The organism is Mesorhizobium loti, from assembly GCF_013170705.1.
In the GTDB taxonomy this organism is placed as follows: domain Bacteria; phylum Pseudomonadota; class Alphaproteobacteria; order Rhizobiales; family Rhizobiaceae; genus Mesorhizobium; species Mesorhizobium loti_D.
This window is the reverse complement of the sequence record NZ_CP033334.1, coordinates 3,978,926-3,993,553: the sequence shown is the minus strand read 5'-3', so window position 1 is coordinate 3,993,553 and position 14,628 is coordinate 3,978,926. Positions and strand designations below refer to the sequence as shown.

At 63.8% G+C, this 14,628-nt stretch carries 17 protein-coding genes, 2 pseudogenes and 1 riboswitch; of the genes and pseudogenes, 8 read left to right on the top strand and 11 right to left on the bottom strand.

The window, feature by feature from the left end; translation table 11 throughout:
• From EB815_RS19420 to EB815_RS19410, 3 genes and pseudogenes are all read right to left on the bottom strand, one after another.
• A complete protein-coding gene (locus EB815_RS19420) occupies positions 1-849 on the bottom strand; it encodes an ABC transporter permease (RefSeq protein ID WP_056572647.1) in 849 nt (282 codons plus the stop codon).
• Positions 836-1,658: pseudogene (locus EB815_RS19415) on the bottom strand (ABC transporter ATP-binding protein). The gene EB815_RS19420 and the pseudogene EB815_RS19415 overlap by 14 nt, the downstream one beginning before the upstream one ends.
• An 11-nt stretch (positions 1,659-1,669) precedes the next feature.
• Positions 1,670-2,674, bottom strand: coding sequence for an ABC transporter substrate-binding protein (locus EB815_RS19410; RefSeq protein ID WP_056572651.1), 1,005 nt, complete (start codon positions 2,672-2,674; stop codon positions 1,670-1,672).
• A 267-nt stretch (positions 2,675-2,941) separates the two neighbouring features.
• Here EB815_RS19410 and EB815_RS19405 point away from each other — a divergent pair, with 267 nt between their 5' ends.
• From EB815_RS19405 to EB815_RS19390, 4 genes and pseudogenes are all read left to right on the top strand, one after another.
• On the top strand, positions 2,942-3,325 hold the full coding sequence (locus tag EB815_RS19405; RefSeq protein ID WP_056572653.1) for a RidA family protein: 384 nt from the start codon (positions 2,942-2,944) through the stop codon (positions 3,323-3,325).
• Positions 3,326-3,533: 208 nt separating this feature from the next.
• Positions 3,534-4,337: a creatininase family protein gene (locus tag EB815_RS19400; protein WP_056572655.1), complete on the top strand. Its 804-nt coding sequence runs from the start codon at positions 3,534-3,536 to the stop codon at positions 4,335-4,337.
• A gap of 90 nt (positions 4,338-4,427) precedes the next feature.
• On the top strand, positions 4,428-4,682 hold the full coding sequence (locus EB815_RS19395; RefSeq protein ID WP_056573487.1) for a type II toxin-antitoxin system ParD family antitoxin: 255 nt from the start codon (positions 4,428-4,430) through the stop codon (positions 4,680-4,682).
• Positions 4,682-4,968: pseudogene (locus EB815_RS19390) on the top strand (type II toxin-antitoxin system RelE/ParE family toxin). The gene EB815_RS19395 and the pseudogene EB815_RS19390 overlap by 1 nt, the downstream one beginning before the upstream one ends.
• Positions 4,969-4,992: 24 nt before the next feature.
• Here EB815_RS19390 and EB815_RS19385 read toward each other — a convergent pair.
• Both EB815_RS19385 and cobD read right to left on the bottom strand, forming a co-directional pair.
• Complete coding sequence (locus tag EB815_RS19385) at positions 4,993-5,502, bottom strand: tyrosine phosphatase family protein (protein ID WP_056572656.1); 510 nt, start codon at positions 5,500-5,502, stop codon at positions 4,993-4,995.
• Positions 5,499-6,545, bottom strand: coding sequence for a threonine-phosphate decarboxylase CobD (gene cobD, locus EB815_RS19380; protein WP_081295094.1), 1,047 nt, complete (start codon positions 6,543-6,545; stop codon positions 5,499-5,501). Before cobD ends, EB815_RS19385 begins: the two co-directional genes overlap by 4 nt.
• On the opposite strand from cobD, the gene cbiB reads away from it, so the two are divergent.
• Positions 6,544-7,518, top strand: a complete 975-nt coding sequence (cbiB, locus tag EB815_RS19375) for an adenosylcobinamide-phosphate synthase CbiB (protein ID WP_056572658.1) — start codon at positions 6,544-6,546, stop codon at positions 7,516-7,518. The two genes, cobD and cbiB, sit on opposite strands and share 2 nt — an antisense overlap.
• On the opposite strand, the gene cobO is transcribed toward cbiB, so the two are convergent.
• The 4 genes from cobO to EB815_RS19355 are packed head-to-tail and all read right to left on the bottom strand — an operon-like array spanning position 7,515 to position 9,667.
• The gene (gene cobO / locus EB815_RS19370; protein ID WP_056572660.1) at positions 7,515-8,144 is read right to left on the bottom strand and encodes a cob(I)yrinic acid a,c-diamide adenosyltransferase; all 630 of its coding nucleotides are present in this window, start codon (positions 8,142-8,144) and stop codon (positions 7,515-7,517) included. The two genes, cbiB and cobO, sit on opposite strands and share 4 nt — an antisense overlap.
• Position 8,145: 1 nt before the next feature.
• Entirely contained in the window at positions 8,146-8,661 is a 516-nt protein-coding gene (gene cobU / locus EB815_RS19365) for a bifunctional adenosylcobinamide kinase/adenosylcobinamide-phosphate guanylyltransferase (protein WP_056572663.1), read from the bottom strand.
• Positions 8,654-9,472 (bottom strand): CbtA family protein, encoded by an 819-nt coding sequence (locus EB815_RS19360; protein WP_056572665.1) that lies wholly within the window; start codon positions 9,470-9,472, stop codon positions 8,654-8,656. The genes cobU and EB815_RS19360 overlap by 8 nt, the downstream gene beginning before the upstream one ends.
• A 15-nt stretch (positions 9,473-9,487) precedes the next feature.
• Positions 9,488-9,667: a CbtB domain-containing protein gene (locus EB815_RS19355; RefSeq protein ID WP_027029535.1), complete on the bottom strand. Its 180-nt coding sequence runs from the start codon at positions 9,665-9,667 to the stop codon at positions 9,488-9,490.
• A 36-nt stretch (positions 9,668-9,703) separates the two neighbouring features.
• Positions 9,704-9,901: riboswitch (cobalamin riboswitch) on the bottom strand.
• Between the two features lie 144 nt (positions 9,902-10,045).
• Here EB815_RS19355 and EB815_RS19350 point away from each other — a divergent pair.
• Positions 10,046-11,215: an aromatic ring-hydroxylating oxygenase subunit alpha gene (locus tag EB815_RS19350; protein ID WP_065005575.1), complete on the top strand. Its 1,170-nt coding sequence runs from the start codon at positions 10,046-10,048 to the stop codon at positions 11,213-11,215.
• Between the two features lie 3 nt (positions 11,216-11,218).
• Here EB815_RS19350 and EB815_RS19345 read toward each other — a convergent pair whose 3' ends face one another.
• The gene (locus EB815_RS19345; protein WP_056572669.1) at positions 11,219-12,418 is read right to left on the bottom strand and encodes an MFS transporter; all 1,200 of its coding nucleotides are present in this window, start codon (positions 12,416-12,418) and stop codon (positions 11,219-11,221) included.
• A gap of 230 nt (positions 12,419-12,648) precedes the next feature.
• Here EB815_RS19345 and EB815_RS19340 point away from each other — a divergent pair, with 230 nt between their 5' ends.
• Both EB815_RS19340 and EB815_RS19335 read left to right on the top strand, forming a co-directional pair.
• Positions 12,649-13,647, top strand: a complete 999-nt coding sequence (locus tag EB815_RS19340; RefSeq protein ID WP_056572671.1) for a heparan-alpha-glucosaminide N-acetyltransferase — start codon at positions 12,649-12,651, stop codon at positions 13,645-13,647.
• Positions 13,644-14,120, top strand: coding sequence for a methyltransferase family protein (locus EB815_RS19335; RefSeq protein ID WP_056572673.1), 477 nt, complete (start codon positions 13,644-13,646; stop codon positions 14,118-14,120). Before EB815_RS19340 ends, EB815_RS19335 begins: the two co-directional genes overlap by 4 nt.
• 6 nt (positions 14,121-14,126) lie before the next feature.
• Here EB815_RS19335 and EB815_RS19330 read toward each other — a convergent pair whose 3' ends face one another.
• Positions 14,127-14,513, bottom strand: coding sequence for a MerR family transcriptional regulator (locus EB815_RS19330; RefSeq protein WP_006203215.1), 387 nt, complete (start codon positions 14,511-14,513; stop codon positions 14,127-14,129).
• Positions 14,514-14,628: the final 115 nt, after the last annotated feature.

Sequence of the window (14,628 nt, the reverse complement as noted above, 5' to 3'; positions counted from 1 at the left end):
CTACCGCTCCTGCTTCAGCGCGCTTTCGTGCCAGCGCCGCAGAATGAGATGTGAGATCAGCGACAGCACGAGGAAGATCAGGATCCCGGTCAGCGAGATCAGGAACAGCGCCGCGAACAGCCTTGGCGCGTTCAGCCGGTAGCCGGCCTCGATGATGCGCGAGGCAAGCCCCGACGACTGGCCGGTGGCGCCGGCGACGAACTCGGCCACCACGGCGCCGATCAGCGACAGGCCGCCGGCGATCTTCAAGCCACCGAGGAAATACGGCATTGCGGCCGGCAGCCTGAGATAGCGCAGCTGTTGCCAGCGCGTCGCGCCGTTGAGCTTGAACAGGTCGCGCAGATTGCGGTCGACGGAATTGAGGCCAAGCGTGGTGTTGGACAGGATCGGGAAGAAGGCGACGATCCAGGCACACAGCAGAAGCTTGGTCGTCTGGTTGTTCACATAGATATTGATCAGCGGAAAGATCGCCACGATCGGCGTCACCTGCAGCACGATGGCAAAGGGGAAGAACGACATCTCCACCCATTTCGACTGCGCGAACAGCACCGACAGGCCAACACCGCCGATGACGGCCAGGGCCAGGCTGAGAAAGGTGATACGCAAGGTGACCAGCAGCGAGGAGAACAGCAGGCCGGCATCGCTGTAGAGCGTCTGCAGCACCACGCCGGGGCGCGGCAGGATATATTGCGGGATCTCGTTCCAGACGCAGATGCGGTCCCACAACCAGATCGCCAGGATCATGATCGCCAGCGGCAGTACCCAACGGCCGACCCGCTCGAGCCGCTCCTGGCGCACACGGCGCGCTTCCTCCGGGTCGAGTTTCAACGTGCCGTCAATGGCCGTCATGATGCGCCCGCTGTTGAATTGATGGCATTGACCAGCACGTCCGAGGCTTGCCGGCAAAGCGCCGCATAGTCCGGCGAGGTGCGAAACACCTCGTCGCGCGGATAGGGAGCCTCGATGGCAAGTTCGTCGAACACCCGGCCCGGCCGCGCCGCCATCACGACGACGCGGTTGGAAAGGAACACGCTCTCAAAGACGCTGTGGGTGACGAAGACGACGGTGAAGCGTTCGTCCTGCCAAAGCTCCAGCAGATCGTTGTTGAGCTTGAAGCGGGTGATCTCGTCGAGCGCCGCGAACGGTTCGTCCATCAAAAGCACGCGTGGCTTGGTCACCATGGCCCGCGCGATGGACACACGCATCTTCATGCCACCGGACAGTTCGCGCGGCACGGCATCCTCGAAGCCGGTCAGGTGAACCCGCGCCAGCATCTCATTTATCGCAGGGGCAGCCTTGGCTCGGGAAATGCCTTTCAGCCTCAGCGGCAGCCAGACATTGTCGAAGACGCTGGCCCAGGGCAGCAATGTCGGCTCCTGGAAGACGAAGCCGATATTGGCGCGGTCGAGCGAACCGCCGCCGCGCCAGTCGAGCACGCCGGAGGTCGGCGTCGACAGGCCGGCGATCAGCCGCAGCGCCGTCGACTTGCCGCAGCCGGACGGCCCGAGCAGGCTGAGGAAATCGCCTTCCCGGATCGTCAGGCCGACATCGCTCAACGCCGTCACGCCATTGGAAAAGACCTTGCCGACGCCGCGCAGCGCCAGCAAGGTCGGAGCGATATCCAAGGCCGGCGCTTGCGCCACCTTTTCCCCTATCATGCCGGGCTGGCCTATTTCTTCAGCTCGAGCCCGACACCCTTGTTGACGAAGGCCAGCGTGTAGGCCTTCGTGATGTCGATGCCGTCAGGCGTGACCTTGGCCTTGACCATCTTGTCGTAGAAGCTCTTGATCCGCGCATCGGTCATGGCGCCGATGCCGAGCTTTTCGGTGTCGCCGGAATCGGCAAGCCCGAACTTCTTCATCTGCTCGATCGAGAAGGCGATCTGCTCATCCGTCATGTCAGGATTGTCTTTCTTGATCATGTCGTTGGCGGCCTTGTTGTCGCCGTAGAGGTACTTGTACCAGCCCTTGGCGGAGCCATCGACGAAACACTGGACCACTTCCGGTTTCTTGTCGATCGTGTCCTGCATCACCTCGATCGTCGTCGAGTAGGTGTCCCAGCCATAGTCGGCGAGCAGAAACTGGTTGGGCACGAAGCCGCCTTCCTTCTTGACCGCGAACGGCTCCGACGTGACGTAGCCCTGCTGGATCGACTTCTTGTTGGCGAGGAAGGGAGCGGTGTTGTAGGTGTAGGGTGCGCGCTTGGCGGCGTCGAAGCCAAGCGCCGTGACCATCCACTGGAAGAAGGTCTGCACGCCTTCGTCGCCCAGAATGTACTGGTCGGCGTTCTTCAGGTCTTCCCATTTGTCCAAGCCCTCGCCGGGATGGGACATGATAACCTGCGGGTCCTTCTGGAAATCGGCGGCCACGACGCGCATCGGAATGCCTTGCTGGACGGCATCGAAGGCCGACAGCAGGTTGCCCCCCATGTAGAAATCGATCTTGCCTGCCAGCAGCATCGGCCGGCCGCTGACCTGCGGGCCGCCCTGCATGATGGTGACGTCGAGGCCGCAAGCGGCATAGGTGCCGTCCGCCACTGCCTGGTAATATCCGCCATGCTCCGGCTCCGCCAGCCAATTGGTGCCGAAGGTCACTTTTTCGTTCGCCGCGGCCCCCAGTGTGCTGGCGGCAAGCAAGGCCACCACCGCCACCGAGGTCTTCTGTTTTGCGTACATCGACAACCATCCTTTGTTTGCTCCGGCGCGCCACGCGCCAGGCTCGACACCAGAGATTCAAGAAGCAAGACACATGCCACCGGCGTCTCGCGCCGGGACCCGCCCGCCTGCACCACAGCCATCTGCGAAAGCCGGAAAGGTCGTGCTGCACCGGAGGCATCGTGCCTATTTTTTGAACGCCTGTCCACAATCGCACCGGCGACATCCCAAGCCATCTTGAAGCTGTAGTGAATACGGCCTTAGGCTGACGGCATCCAGGAGATTGCCGTGTTCAGATTCCTCACCCCCAAGTCGATCAAGCCTCCCTTTGCCCGCTACAGCCACGGCGTCGAAGTGCCCGCCGGCAAGCGGCTGGTGCTGTGCTCGGGCCAGGTCGCCATCACGGCGGACGATCAGATTCCCGAGGATGCCAGCGCCCAGGCCGAGCTCTGCTTCCGCAACATCGAGGCGATCCTTGGAGAGGCCGGGCTGGGACTTGGGGATATCGTGCGCATCAACGCCTACGTCACCGACCGCGCGCATCTGCGGCCCTATATGGATGTCCGCGACCGGCTGTTTTCAAGCCCGGCGCCGGCTTCGACCCTGATGATCGTTTCCGGCTTTGCCCGGCCCGAATTCAAGGTCGAGGTCGAAGCCGTCGCCGCCGGGTAAGAAGCGCCAGTGAAACCCTACGAATCGACAGTCCAATAGTCTAAAGTCACGCGAAGTTGGCGCTGCCCCTCATCCGCCTGCCGGCACCTTCTCCCCGTATGGAGACGGGGAGAAGGGAACCGCTCCGACGATCTCCCCCGTTCTTCACGGGGAGAGAGTAAGGATGAGGGGCAGCGCCGGCGCCAGATCAATTCCGTCGAGGCACAAAATGAACGAGACAAAAAGACGTGTGTGGTGGGGTGACTACCGGACGACGGAATACGCCTCGATCGATCCGGAGGCGACGATCGCCGTTCTGCCGGTGGCGGCGATCGAGCAGCACGGCCCGCATCTGCCCGTCTCGACCGATACCTCGATCATGAACGGCATGCTCGACACGGTGATCGCCCGCCTGCCCGGCGATCTGGACATCCGCATCCTGCCGGTTCAGGCGGTCGGCAAGTCGAACGAGCATCTGCACGCGCCGGGCACGCTCACTTTGCCGGCAAGGACGCTGGTCGAGGCCTGGACCGAACTTGGCGTATCGATCGCGCGCGCCGGCGTGCGCAAGCTCATCGTCGTCAATTCGCATGGCGGCAATGAAGAGATCATGGGCATCATCACGCGCGAATTGCGGGTGCGCGAAAGGATGCTGGCGGTGAAGACGAGCTGGCAGCGTTTTGGGCGGCCTGCCGGCATGTATACCGAACTCGAGGATCGTCACGGAATCCATGGCGGCGATGTCGAGACCTCGCTGATGCTGCATTTCCGGCCAGATCTCGTCGACATGGCCAAGGCCGAGAATTTCGTTTCCAACGTCGCCAGGGCCGAGAAGGAATTCTCGCTGCTGCGCCATACGGGCACCCACGCCTTTGCGTGGATCGCCGGCGATCTCAACCCGAACGGCGTGGTCGGCGATGCCAGCATCGCGACATCGGAAAAAGGCCGGCTGACAGCGGAACATCAAGCCGACGGGTTCATCAGCCTGCTCAGGGATGTGCGCAAGGCAAAGCTCGCCGATTGGCTGAAGTAGCCGCCTAGCCACAATTGCGCCTCCGCAAAAACGCTCCCGCATATGAGATTTGCCAAAATAGATCATACTGGACGGGATATGGAGGCCGACATGGCAACAATGAACGTATCATTGCCCGATCCGATGAAGGATTGGGTTGAGGCGCAAACCGAAACGGGTCGCTACGCCAACGCGAGCGACTATGTGCGCGATCTGATCCGTCGGGATCAGGAGCGCAACGACAACATTGCCGCCATGCAGCGCTTTGTCGACGACGGCTTGAAGAGTGGCATCGGCAATCGATCCAGGGACGCGCTTTTTACGGAGGCGGTCAAACGCGCTGGAAAGCCACCCGGCAACGGGTAATGAAATTTCGCCTTTCTTTAGCTGCGGAAGAGGACATTGCCGAGCAAGGGGTGCGCCTGTTCGGCGCTGTGCAGGCCAGACAGTATCATGACGAGTTATTCGCGATCTTCGACCTGATCGCTGCCAGTCCCCGAATGGCGCGGGAGCGGCTTGAATTGTCGCCACCAATGCGTATCCATCCCTTCAAGGCCCATCTGTCGTCTACCAGATCGAAGCCGACGGCGACGTGTTCATTGTCCGGGTACGCCACGGGCAAGAAGATTGGGCGAGTGAAGGCACTCGATAATCCTACAGCGGTATATGGACACAGCTAGCTGTCGATCTTCAGCGCGAACGGCGTTCCTTCAAAGGCATCCGCGCCACGCCCGATTGACTGGACCGCCTCGATCATGCGGCCGTTGCGCTCAAGCAGCGCATCGGCCACGGCAATGAGTCTCGGGTTAGGTGTCGCCGAGGGCGACAGTGTCCGCAGCGTCCGGGCCAGTTCGACCTCGTCGCGCTTCGGCGCGAGCGCGGCTGCGATGATGTAGGCCGAAGCCGTCGAACGGCTGATGCCGGCGTAGCAATGCACGACCATCGGCTTCGCCCGGTCCCAACGGCGCGCGAAATCGAGCAGATTGCGGACATGCTCCTCGCCCGGCATGGTCATGCCGTCCTGAGCCACTTCGATATCGTGCATGACCAGATGCAGATGATTTTCCCTCGCTATCGACGCCGGACGCCTCACATCCGTTCCGACGGAGAGCAGCGACAGCATACGCTCGGCACCGGTCCTGGCCACCGTCTCCTCGACCTTCGACAGCGAACAGACATGGATCATGGTTTTGAACCCCTTGATCGATCCTCGCGCCGCGCCGCCCAATCGGCAAGGGCCGATTCGAGCCGCAGCCATTCCTCCTGACTCCCCGGCAGGCCGGCGCGCAGGACATGCGGCCGCCCGGAGAAATGCCGAAGCAGGACGCCACGCTCGCCAAGCGCTGAAAACAGGCCGGCGGCATCCGGCAGGCTGAGATAGCGGAACAGAGTGGTGCCACCCGCGACAGGCACGCCGAAACGGTCGAACAATGAGTCGAGCCGCGCCGCTGCATCCGTCAGGGAGGCCCGCATGGCGTCCTGCCAGCCGATATCGGCAAGCGCGCGGATGCCGTATTCGAGCGCCGGGCCGGCAACAGCCCATGGCCCGAATTGCGTTTCCAGCGCTTCCACCGTCGCTGCATCCGAAAGCGCGAAGCCAAGCCGCAGGCCGGCCAGGCCGAAGAACTTGCCGAACGAACGCAGCACGACGATGCCGCCTTGACCGACATCACCGGCGAGGCTGTGCTGGCGCGGGCCGACATCCATGAACGCTTCGTCGACGACCAGCAGCCCGCCTTTTGCACGCAGTCCGGCGGCCAGCGCCAGCAGCCGGTCGCGCTCGATGACGCGACCGTCGGGATTGTTGGGATTGACGATGACGGCAAGGTCGGCCTGCGCCAGCGCCGCGAAATCGCTGACTTCGCTCACCTCGTGACCGGCGATCGCCGCGGCACGCGCATGTTCGGCGTAGGTCGGCCCCAGCACCAACGCCTTGCCGGGCCTGACCCGCGAGGCCACACGCGGCAACAGGATCTGCGTGCCGGGCGCAGCGACGACGTTGGCTGGCGACGGCGCGCCGTACGTCCTGGCCGCTATCCCTGTCAGCTCACGCGCCCGCCCGGCTTCCGGCAATCGCCACAGCGAGGTGGCGGGCAGGTCGAAAAGCGGGTAGGAGAGCGGATTGATACCGGTAGAGAGGTCGACGAAAGGCAATACGGCGTTGGGGAAAAGCACCCTCGCCCGGCCGAGACTTCCACCATGGTCCACCGCTCCTTCAAGAAGCTTCATGTCAGTCCTGATCGCTTTCCTGTCATTGGCCGTCGAATTCGCCCTCGGTTACCCGGATTGGCTGTTTCGCGCCATCGGCCATCCGGTGACGTGGTTCGGCAGGCTGATATCCTTTCTCGATCGCAGGCTCAACCGCGCCACTGATCCCGACGCATTGCGTCGTCAACGCGGTGTCCAGGCACTTCTCGTCATCGTGCTGGTGCCGGCGGCGATCGGCCTTTGCGTACAGCTTGTCCTGCTCTGGTTCGTTCCCCTGGGACTGGTCGTTGCCGCCCTTCTGGCGACATCGCTTCTGTCGCAGAAGAGCCTTTTCGAACATGTCGAATCCGTCGCCGACGCGCTCGATACAGGCGGGCTGGCCATGGGCCGTGTCGCCGTCTCGCGAATCGTTGGCCGCGATCCCGAGGCGCTCGACCGCGCCGCCGTCTGCCGTGCGGCGATCGAAAGCCTGGCGGAGAATTTTTCCGACGGCATCGTCGCTCCCGCCTTCTGGACCGGTGTCGGCGGGCTGGCCGGCGGCGCCGCCTACAAGGCCGCCAACACCGCCGATTCGATGATCGGCCACCGCACCCCGCGCCACGAGGCTTTCGGCTGGGCGGCGGCGCGCTTCGACGACTGGATCAACCTGCCAGCCTCTCGGCTGACGGCGCTGCTGATCGTGCTGGCGGCTTTCCTGGTCGGGGACGCTGATCCCCGCAGCGCCTGGCATGCGGTGTGGCGAGACGCAAAAAAACACCGCTCGCCCAACGCGGGCTGGCCGGAAGCGGCCATGGCCGGCGCGCTCGGTCTGGCATTGGCCGGGCCGCGCAGCTATGGCGGCGTGCTGGTCGACGATGTTTTCATGGGTGAAGGCGGCCGCCGCGACGTCGACAGCGGCGACATCAGGCGGGCGCTGAAACTCTACCGCGTCGCCGACTATCTGCTGATCGCGCTGTTCGGCCTGGTCTCGGTGATCGCGGTTCTGGTGTTCTAGAACTCGATCCCCTGCTGGGCTTTCACGCCTGCCGAAAAATGGTGCTTGGTCACGCCCATCTCGGTGACCAGGTCGGCCGCTTCGACCAGCGCCGGTTTGGCGTTGCGGCCTGTGACGACGACATGCAGGTCCTCGCGACGAGCCTTCAACGCAGCAACCACCGTGTCGAGATCGAGATAGTCGTAGCGCAGCGCTATGTTGAGCTCGTCGAGCACCACAAGGCTGATGGAGGGATCGGCGATCAGCTCCAGCGCCTTGGCCCAGGCGGCTTCCGCCGCCGCGATATCGCGCTTCAGATCCTGCGTTTCCCAGGTGAAGCCCTCGCCCATCGCGTGCCAGACGACGCGGTCGCCGAAGGCAGCGAAAGCATCCTTCTCGCCCGTGTGCCACTTGCCCTTGATGAACTGGACGACGCCGACCCGCTTGCCATAGCCAAGCATCCGCAGCGCCAAGCCGAAGGCGGCTGTCGTCTTGCCCTTGCCAGGGCCGGTGTTGACGATCAGCAGTCCTTTCTCGACCGTCTTGCTCGCCACCTCGGCGTCCTGCACCGCCTTGCGTTTGGCCATCTTGGCGCGGTGGCGCTCTTCGTCCCGGTCTTCGTTGGTCTTGCCGTCGATATCGGTCATCTCATTTCACCTTGAGCGGCAGCCCCGCCACCATCAGCAGCACCGTATGGGCGATCGCCGCGATCTGCTGGTTGAGCCGGCCGGCCTCATCACGAAAACGGCGCGCCAGTGCGTTGTCCGGCACGATGCCCTGCCCGACTTCGTTGGATACCACGAACCACGGCCCGCGCGGCCGCGACAACACATCCGCCAGCCCCCGGCATTCAAGCCCCAGGTCGTGGTCTGCCAGCATGTGATTGGTCAGCCACAGCGTCAGGCAGTCGATCAGCACCGGGCGGCTATCGGGCAAAGCCTCGAGCGCGCCGGCAAGGTCGAACGGCGCATCGATGGTGGCCCAGCCCGCCCCGCGTCGCGACCGGTGCAGCGCTATGCGCTCGCGCATCTCGTCGTCATAGGCTTGCGCGGTGGCGATATAGGCCCACGGCGAGGGCAACGCCGTCGCCAGGGTTTCGGCGTGCGCGCTCTTTCCCGAGCGCGCACCACCGATGATGAAGGTCAGCTTGCCGCGATCAGGCAAAGCTGTCGCGCAGGCTGTTCGCGGTGCCGGTGAAGCGTCCGCGCACAACGCCGACGACAGCGCCAAGCACCAGCCAGAACACCAGATTGGTCAGCGTCACCGCCACCACGAACTGGTGGTGCAGGCCTTCCGGGATCGGTGTCTCGAAGCTGTCGGGCTGCGGCGCCCCGACGATATGCGGCGCCACGATCAGCAGCACCGCAAGGATGGCAAGCGGCAGCGACTTGCGGAACGCGATCAGGCCAAGCCCGATGGCGGTCGCGATCACCGTCGCCACCCACCAGATCTGGCGCTGCGTGAGGTCGGCCGCCGGCATGGCCGGCAGTTCCGGCGGCAGGCCGAGGCCGGGCGCCAGTGTGAACACGGCAAAGCCGGCCAGGCCCCAGAACACGCCCTGGCGCCAGTTGCCGATGCCGCCGGCGAATTCCGAAACAGCGACCAGGATCAGCGCGAAGCCGATGCCGGTGACGACGTTGGACACCACGTTGAAGGCAAAACGTTCGAAGCCGTCGGCCGGCGCCCAGCCCTCGTCCTCGGCCGGAGCTGCCGCTGCGGCCGGAGCCGGGGCGGCGGCGCTCATGGCATTCGATGCCGCTGGCGCGGCGGAACTCATTGCGTTGCCGCTGGCGGCATCAGCCGAGGCCGCGGGTGCCGCGGCATGGTCATGGCTGTGGCCGCCTTCGGCCTGTTCGTAGACTTCCGCCTTGAGGATCAGCGGCACGGTGGCATAGGCCTGCATGCAGGCGAGAACGACGCCGGCCACGAGCCCCGCGATCGCCGCGATGAACACGACGTTGCGAAACAGATTCATGATGTCAGGTCCTCGTCAGTGGCAGGGAAACGCCATCGAATGCCGGTTGTCATGACCGGCATTGTGGACCGCATCGATATGCGAGAAGCCGACGAAGCCGATGATGAAGGTGCCGAGCAGCGCGGCGAGCGCCAGCTGCATGAAGCGCGACTGCGAGGAGACGGAAGCGCCGAGGGAGACGGAAGCGGTAGTCATGTCTTGTCCTTTCACCCTCCACCCGAGGGCATCGAAGTCAGTTTCCTGTCGCCGGCAGGTCTCCTGGCTCACGGATCAGCGCCCTTCCCCACCTTCCCGAAGACAAATCTTCAGTGGCATATGGAGAGGACTACCGCACACAGTTGCGGGGGCAGCAACGGCATTGGGCAACAAGTCAGCCCGCACCGCATTCCCTCTTGGCTCCAAAATGGAACCGACGACATCAGCGACTATAGGCAGAATCACCGCCTCCGGCAAACCAAATTCCGCCGGTAACCAGCGCGATTACGCCATGCCGGCAACATCAGCGGTCATCGGCGCCACAATTGACAATTATGCTGGCCGGGTGTCGGCTGGCCACTTCACAGGAAGCCAGCCATGCAGCCCATTGCCAGCGAGCGCGATCCCTATAACGGCCTGACCCAGACCGAACCCACCCTGCCCTCATCGGCCTATTGGGACGCAGCGGCCTATCAACTGGACCTCGATGCCATCTGGTACAAGAACTGGCTGCTGGTCTGCCGCGAGGCCGATCTGGCCCAGCCGCTGGCCTTTCGCCGATTCCGCATCGGCACGCAGGACATCATCGTTCTGCGCGACGACACCGGCGCGTTGCGTGCCTTCCACAACACGTGCCGGCATCGCGGCTCGCAGCTTTGCCAGGAGAGCGAGGGCCGGCTGAAGGCGCGGCTGATCACCTGCCCCTATCATGCCTGGTCCTATTCGCTGCGCGGCGACCTCGTGCGCGTGCCGTCGAAATCATTGCCGGACGGCTTCGACAAGGCCGACCATCCGCTCTATCGCGTCGCGCTCTCGGTTTGGCGCGGCTTCGTGTTCATCAATTTGCAGGAAGATGCGGCCGGCTCGGCGCAGGCATCCTTCGACCCCGCCTCCGGCAATCTCGGCAATTGGCCACTGGAAACGCTGGTGGCAGGCCATGTGCTGCGCAAGGTGATGCACTGCAACTGGAAGATCTTTTGGGAGAACTTCAACGAGTGCCTGCATTGTCCGGGCGTCCACAAGGACCTGTCGCGGCTGGTGCCGATCTATGGCCGCGGCCTGATGAGCCGGCATGACGACCCCGAATGGACCCGCCACGCCGACAATGACGCGCCGGAGTTTTCCGGTGGCCTGCGGGCTGGCGCCGAAACCTGGTCTAGCGACGGCAAGACCCATGGGCCGGTCTTCTCGGGATTGACGCCAGCCGAACGCGCCGCCGGCCAGACCTACGCCACCAGCCTACCCTCGATGTTCATCGTCGGCCATGTCGACTATGTCAGGACAGTTCGGCTGGTACCGCTCGGGCCGGAACAGACGGAACTTGTCGCCGAATGGCTGTTCGCGCCCGAGGCGCTGGCCGCGACCGACATCGACAACATCATCGCCTTCGGCACACAGGTGCTGGAGGAGGACGCGGCGATCTGCGAGGTCAATCAGAAAGGCCTGCGCTCGATGCGCCACGCCGCCGGCGTGCTGATGCCCGAGGAATATGAACTGCACCGCTTCCACAACTGGGTGCGCGAGCGCCATGCGGCACTTTCACGGTGATCCTCACAGCGACTTCGGTAGGTAGCGCCAGGTCACGAAGCCGCACGCCGCCGCCAGCAGGCTGAGCGTGACGAACACCGAGCCCAGTCCAAAGAAGGCCAGCACCACCGAATAGACCAGCGGCGGCGTCAGTTCGGAAAAATCGAGATAGGTGCGGTAGACCGCAGCCATCTGCGGCCGTTCATAAGATCGCACAGAACGCATGAAGGCGGTCGACCCCAGGGCATCGAGCGCGATGGTGAAGAACGCGCCACCAAGCAGGAAAGCGCCGGTCAACAACGGTGCGGTCACTCCCACCGTGCCCGCGGCCAGCAGCATGGCCGACATGGCGAAATAGGCAAATGTCATGGTGCGCCGGCCGCCAAAGCGTTTTCCGGCCTTGCCCCAGAAGATCGCCATGAACAAAAGCGCATTGCCGGCCGAAACAAGGAGGCCGCCGGCGATATCGCCCTGCCCGGTGATCACCATGAACAGCGGCCCATAGACGAAGAACGTCGTCCAGAAGCAGGAGCGGCCGAAGGCGATCAGCCAGGCGAGCCTCAATCTGGGCTGCGCGACGAAGCGGCCGATATTGGCGAGCGGATTGGCAGGCCGGGTCTTGCCGGGCCGGATCGACTGGTTGTCGCCCAGCCGATAGGTCCAGAACAGCGCCAGCAAGGCCAGCGCGAACACTGCCACCGCCCCATGCGCCGCGTAGATACCGAAGCGTGTATACAGGAAGATGCCGAGCGTCGGCCCGCCGGTCCAGGCGAACATCGACCACGCCATGCGCAGCGATTCGGCCTGCATGAAGTCGGTCTTGCGGATGTGGTCCATGATGTAGAGATTGAGCGTGATCGACAGCGCGCTGGCGCCCATCACCCGGCACAGCATCCCGGCCAATTGCCCGGCAAGCGTATGGGTGACGAAGAACAGCGACCCGATGGCGAGCAGGCAGGCGCCCGCCGTATAGACCCAGCGCCGGGCAAAGCGGCGGATCAGCATCGGCATGAACAAGGTCACCGACAGGCCGAGCAGCGCCACGATGGTATAGAGGATCGAGACGATCTGCTCATTGTGCAGGATCTCGTAGGCCTGGATCGGGATGACGCTCGACACCGTGGCTCGGGCAAAGGACTCCACCGCGTAGAGCGAGGTGAAGGTGCGCGCATCCGCGGCCTTGAGGGCCGGGAGCCAGATCGGATGGCGCACATGGGTGGACATTGCTTCCCCAAAAGCAGAATCACCGGCCAAATCTGCCTTGGCCACTTCCGGGCGATTAAGAGGAAACCGACGCATATCCGGCAAAAAGCGAAGTCGGTCAAAGACTTCCCGGCGCTGGCCTAAAGCGGCGCCTGATGCAAGAGACATCGCCCATGCCGCTGCTCGCGGCCTTCTTCTGTCCCGTCCAACCGTGATAGTCCTCAAGCGGGGCTGAATCAGATCGCGAGACCATGACCATCCATACGCCGACCGTACCCGTTCCGGAGCCATCCCGGCGCATCGTCGCCATCGACATCGTGCGCGGCATCGCGCTGCTGGCCATGGCGAGCTACCATTTCACCTGGGACCTGGAATTCTTCGGCTACACCGACCCGGGCCTCACGGCCTTCGGCTGGTGGAAGATCTATGCGCGCTGCATCGCCTCGACCTTCCTGTTCCTGGTCGGCGTCAGCCTGTACCTTGCCCACGGCCGGCAAATCCGCTGGAACGGCTTCTGGAAACGGTTCGCCATGGTTGCCGGAGCGGCGATCGCCATTTCGGTCGTCACGCGGATCGCCACGCCTGACGGCTTCATCTTCTTCGGCATCCTGCACCAGATCGCGCTCGCCAGCCTGCTCGGCCTTGCCTTCCTGCGGCTGCCCGCGCTGCTGACGCTTGTCATTGCCGCGCTCGTCATCGCCGCGCCCATCTATCTGCGCTTCGAGGCGCTGGATCATCCCTGGCTGTGGTGGATCGGCCTGTCGGCGATCAATCCGCGATCCAACGACTATGTGCCGCTGTTTCCATGGTTCGGCGCGGTGCTTGTCGGCATCGCAGTGGCGAAACTCGCCTCCGCATCCGGCATGCGAGCCCGCCTTGCGAACCTCAAACCCGGACGCTGGGCCAATCCGCTGGTCTTCATCGGCCGCCACAGCCTCGCCTTCTACCTGATCCATCAGCCGCTGCTGATCGGCTGCGTCTGGCTGTTCTCGCAAGTGATGCCGGCCCAGGTCGAAACCCCGCAGGTCAATTTCCTCAAAACCTGCCAGCGCTCGTGCGAGCAGACGCGCAACGCGACCTTCTGTTCGAGCTATTGCGGCTGCATGCTGACGACGCTCGAGGGCGAAGCATCTCTTGATCGGCTCGAGAACAACGACCAGACTGCGGAGTTCAGGGCGCATCTGGGCGATCTGGCCGGCAGCTGCACGGCCCAGACCGAAGACAAGATGGATGAGGGAGGAACGCAATGACCGAAACCCAGCCGAAGCCCGGGGTGATCCCGTGGCCGCCGGTTATCTACACCGCGGCGATCGCCGTCAGCGTCATCCTCGGCATGCTCTACCCCCTGCCCTGGATCGGCGATCTCCTGGGCGACCTCCTGTTCGCGGCGGGCTGGGTGGCATTGTTCGGCGTCGCCGTACTCTGGTTCACCGCCATCCGCACCATGATGCGGGCCAGGACAACGCTCAATCCCAATGCCGTGCCCGACCATCTCGTCACGACGGGCCCTTTCGGCGTCACCCGCAACCCGATGTATCTGGCCAACACACTGCTGTTGATCGGCGTCGCCTTTGTCACGGGGATAGCCTGGTTCCTGCTCTTTGCCTTCATCGCCGCCTTCCTCACCCAGAAGCTGGCGATCGAGGGCGAGGAAAAGATACTGGCGGCGAAATTCGGCAAGAAATACCGCGACTACGCGAAGCGGGTGCGGCGCTGGATTTGAGCTTCGTCAGGTGTTGACGCCAAGCTCCACGAGCCGCTCGACGCATGACTCCTCGGCCTGGTCGAGTTCGGCCAGTGTCTCCTCGAGGTCGCGGCGCTTTTGCCTCAGATCCTCGCGCTTTTCCTCGATGCGCTTGATCATAAGCTTGAGCTGCCCGACCTCGCCCGGCGGCTCCTTGTACATCTGGATGATTTCGCGGATCTCGTTGATCGAGAAGCCGAGCCTTTTGCCGCGCATGATCTGCCGGATGAGATGGCGGTCGGAGGGACGAAACAGCCGAGTGCGGCCGCGCCGCACCGGCTGCACCAGGCCTTCGTCCTCATAGAAACGCAGCGTCCGCGTCGACACGTCGAATTCGCGGGTCAGTTCGGTGATCGAATAATATTCCCGCATTGTCACTCCAAGTCGGAATTCCGGGCGACCGCCACGCGGCGCCGCCTTCTGTCCGAACCAAACCCTCGGCCGCCGGAATCGACATGGCCCCCGCGCGAGCCTCGCACGGCATTTA

Coding starts and splice junctions, on each gene's coding strand:
- cobD (WP_081295094.1), bottom strand. CDS start 6,545: ATGAAGCTTCTTGAAGGAGCGGTGGACCATGGTGGAAGTCTCGGCCGG.
- cobO (WP_056572660.1), bottom strand. CDS start 8,144: ATGACCGATATCGACGGCAAGACCAACGAAGACCGGGACGAAGAGCGC.
- EB815_RS19385 (WP_056572656.1), bottom strand. CDS start 5,502: ATGATCCATGTCTGTTCGCTGTCGAAGGTCGAGGAGACGGTGGCCAGG.
- EB815_RS19345 (WP_056572669.1), bottom strand. CDS start 12,418: ATGTCCACCCATGTGCGCCATCCGATCTGGCTCCCGGCCCTCAAGGCC.
- cbiB (WP_056572658.1), top strand. CDS start 6,544: ATGTCAGTCCTGATCGCTTTCCTGTCATTGGCCGTCGAATTCGCCCTC.
- EB815_RS19355 (WP_027029535.1), bottom strand. CDS start 9,667: ATGACTACCGCTTCCGTCTCCCTCGGCGCTTCCGTCTCCTCGCAGTCG.
- EB815_RS19410 (WP_056572651.1), bottom strand. CDS start 2,674: ATGTACGCAAAACAGAAGACCTCGGTGGCGGTGGTGGCCTTGCTTGCC.
- EB815_RS19350 (WP_065005575.1), top strand. CDS start 10,046: ATGCAGCCCATTGCCAGCGAGCGCGATCCCTATAACGGCCTGACCCAG.
- EB815_RS19340 (WP_056572671.1), top strand. CDS start 12,649: ATGACCATCCATACGCCGACCGTACCCGTTCCGGAGCCATCCCGGCGC.
- EB815_RS19330 (WP_006203215.1), bottom strand. CDS start 14,513: ATGCGGGAATATTATTCGATCACCGAACTGACCCGCGAATTCGACGTG.
- EB815_RS19420 (WP_056572647.1), bottom strand. CDS start 849: ATGACGGCCATTGACGGCACGTTGAAACTCGACCCGGAGGAAGCGCGC.
- EB815_RS19395 (WP_056573487.1), top strand. CDS start 4,428: ATGGCAACAATGAACGTATCATTGCCCGATCCGATGAAGGATTGGGTT.
- EB815_RS19335 (WP_056572673.1), top strand. CDS start 13,644: ATGACCGAAACCCAGCCGAAGCCCGGGGTGATCCCGTGGCCGCCGGTT.
- EB815_RS19360 (WP_056572665.1), bottom strand. CDS start 9,472: ATGAATCTGTTTCGCAACGTCGTGTTCATCGCGGCGATCGCGGGGCTC.
- EB815_RS19400 (WP_056572655.1), top strand. CDS start 3,534: ATGAACGAGACAAAAAGACGTGTGTGGTGGGGTGACTACCGGACGACG.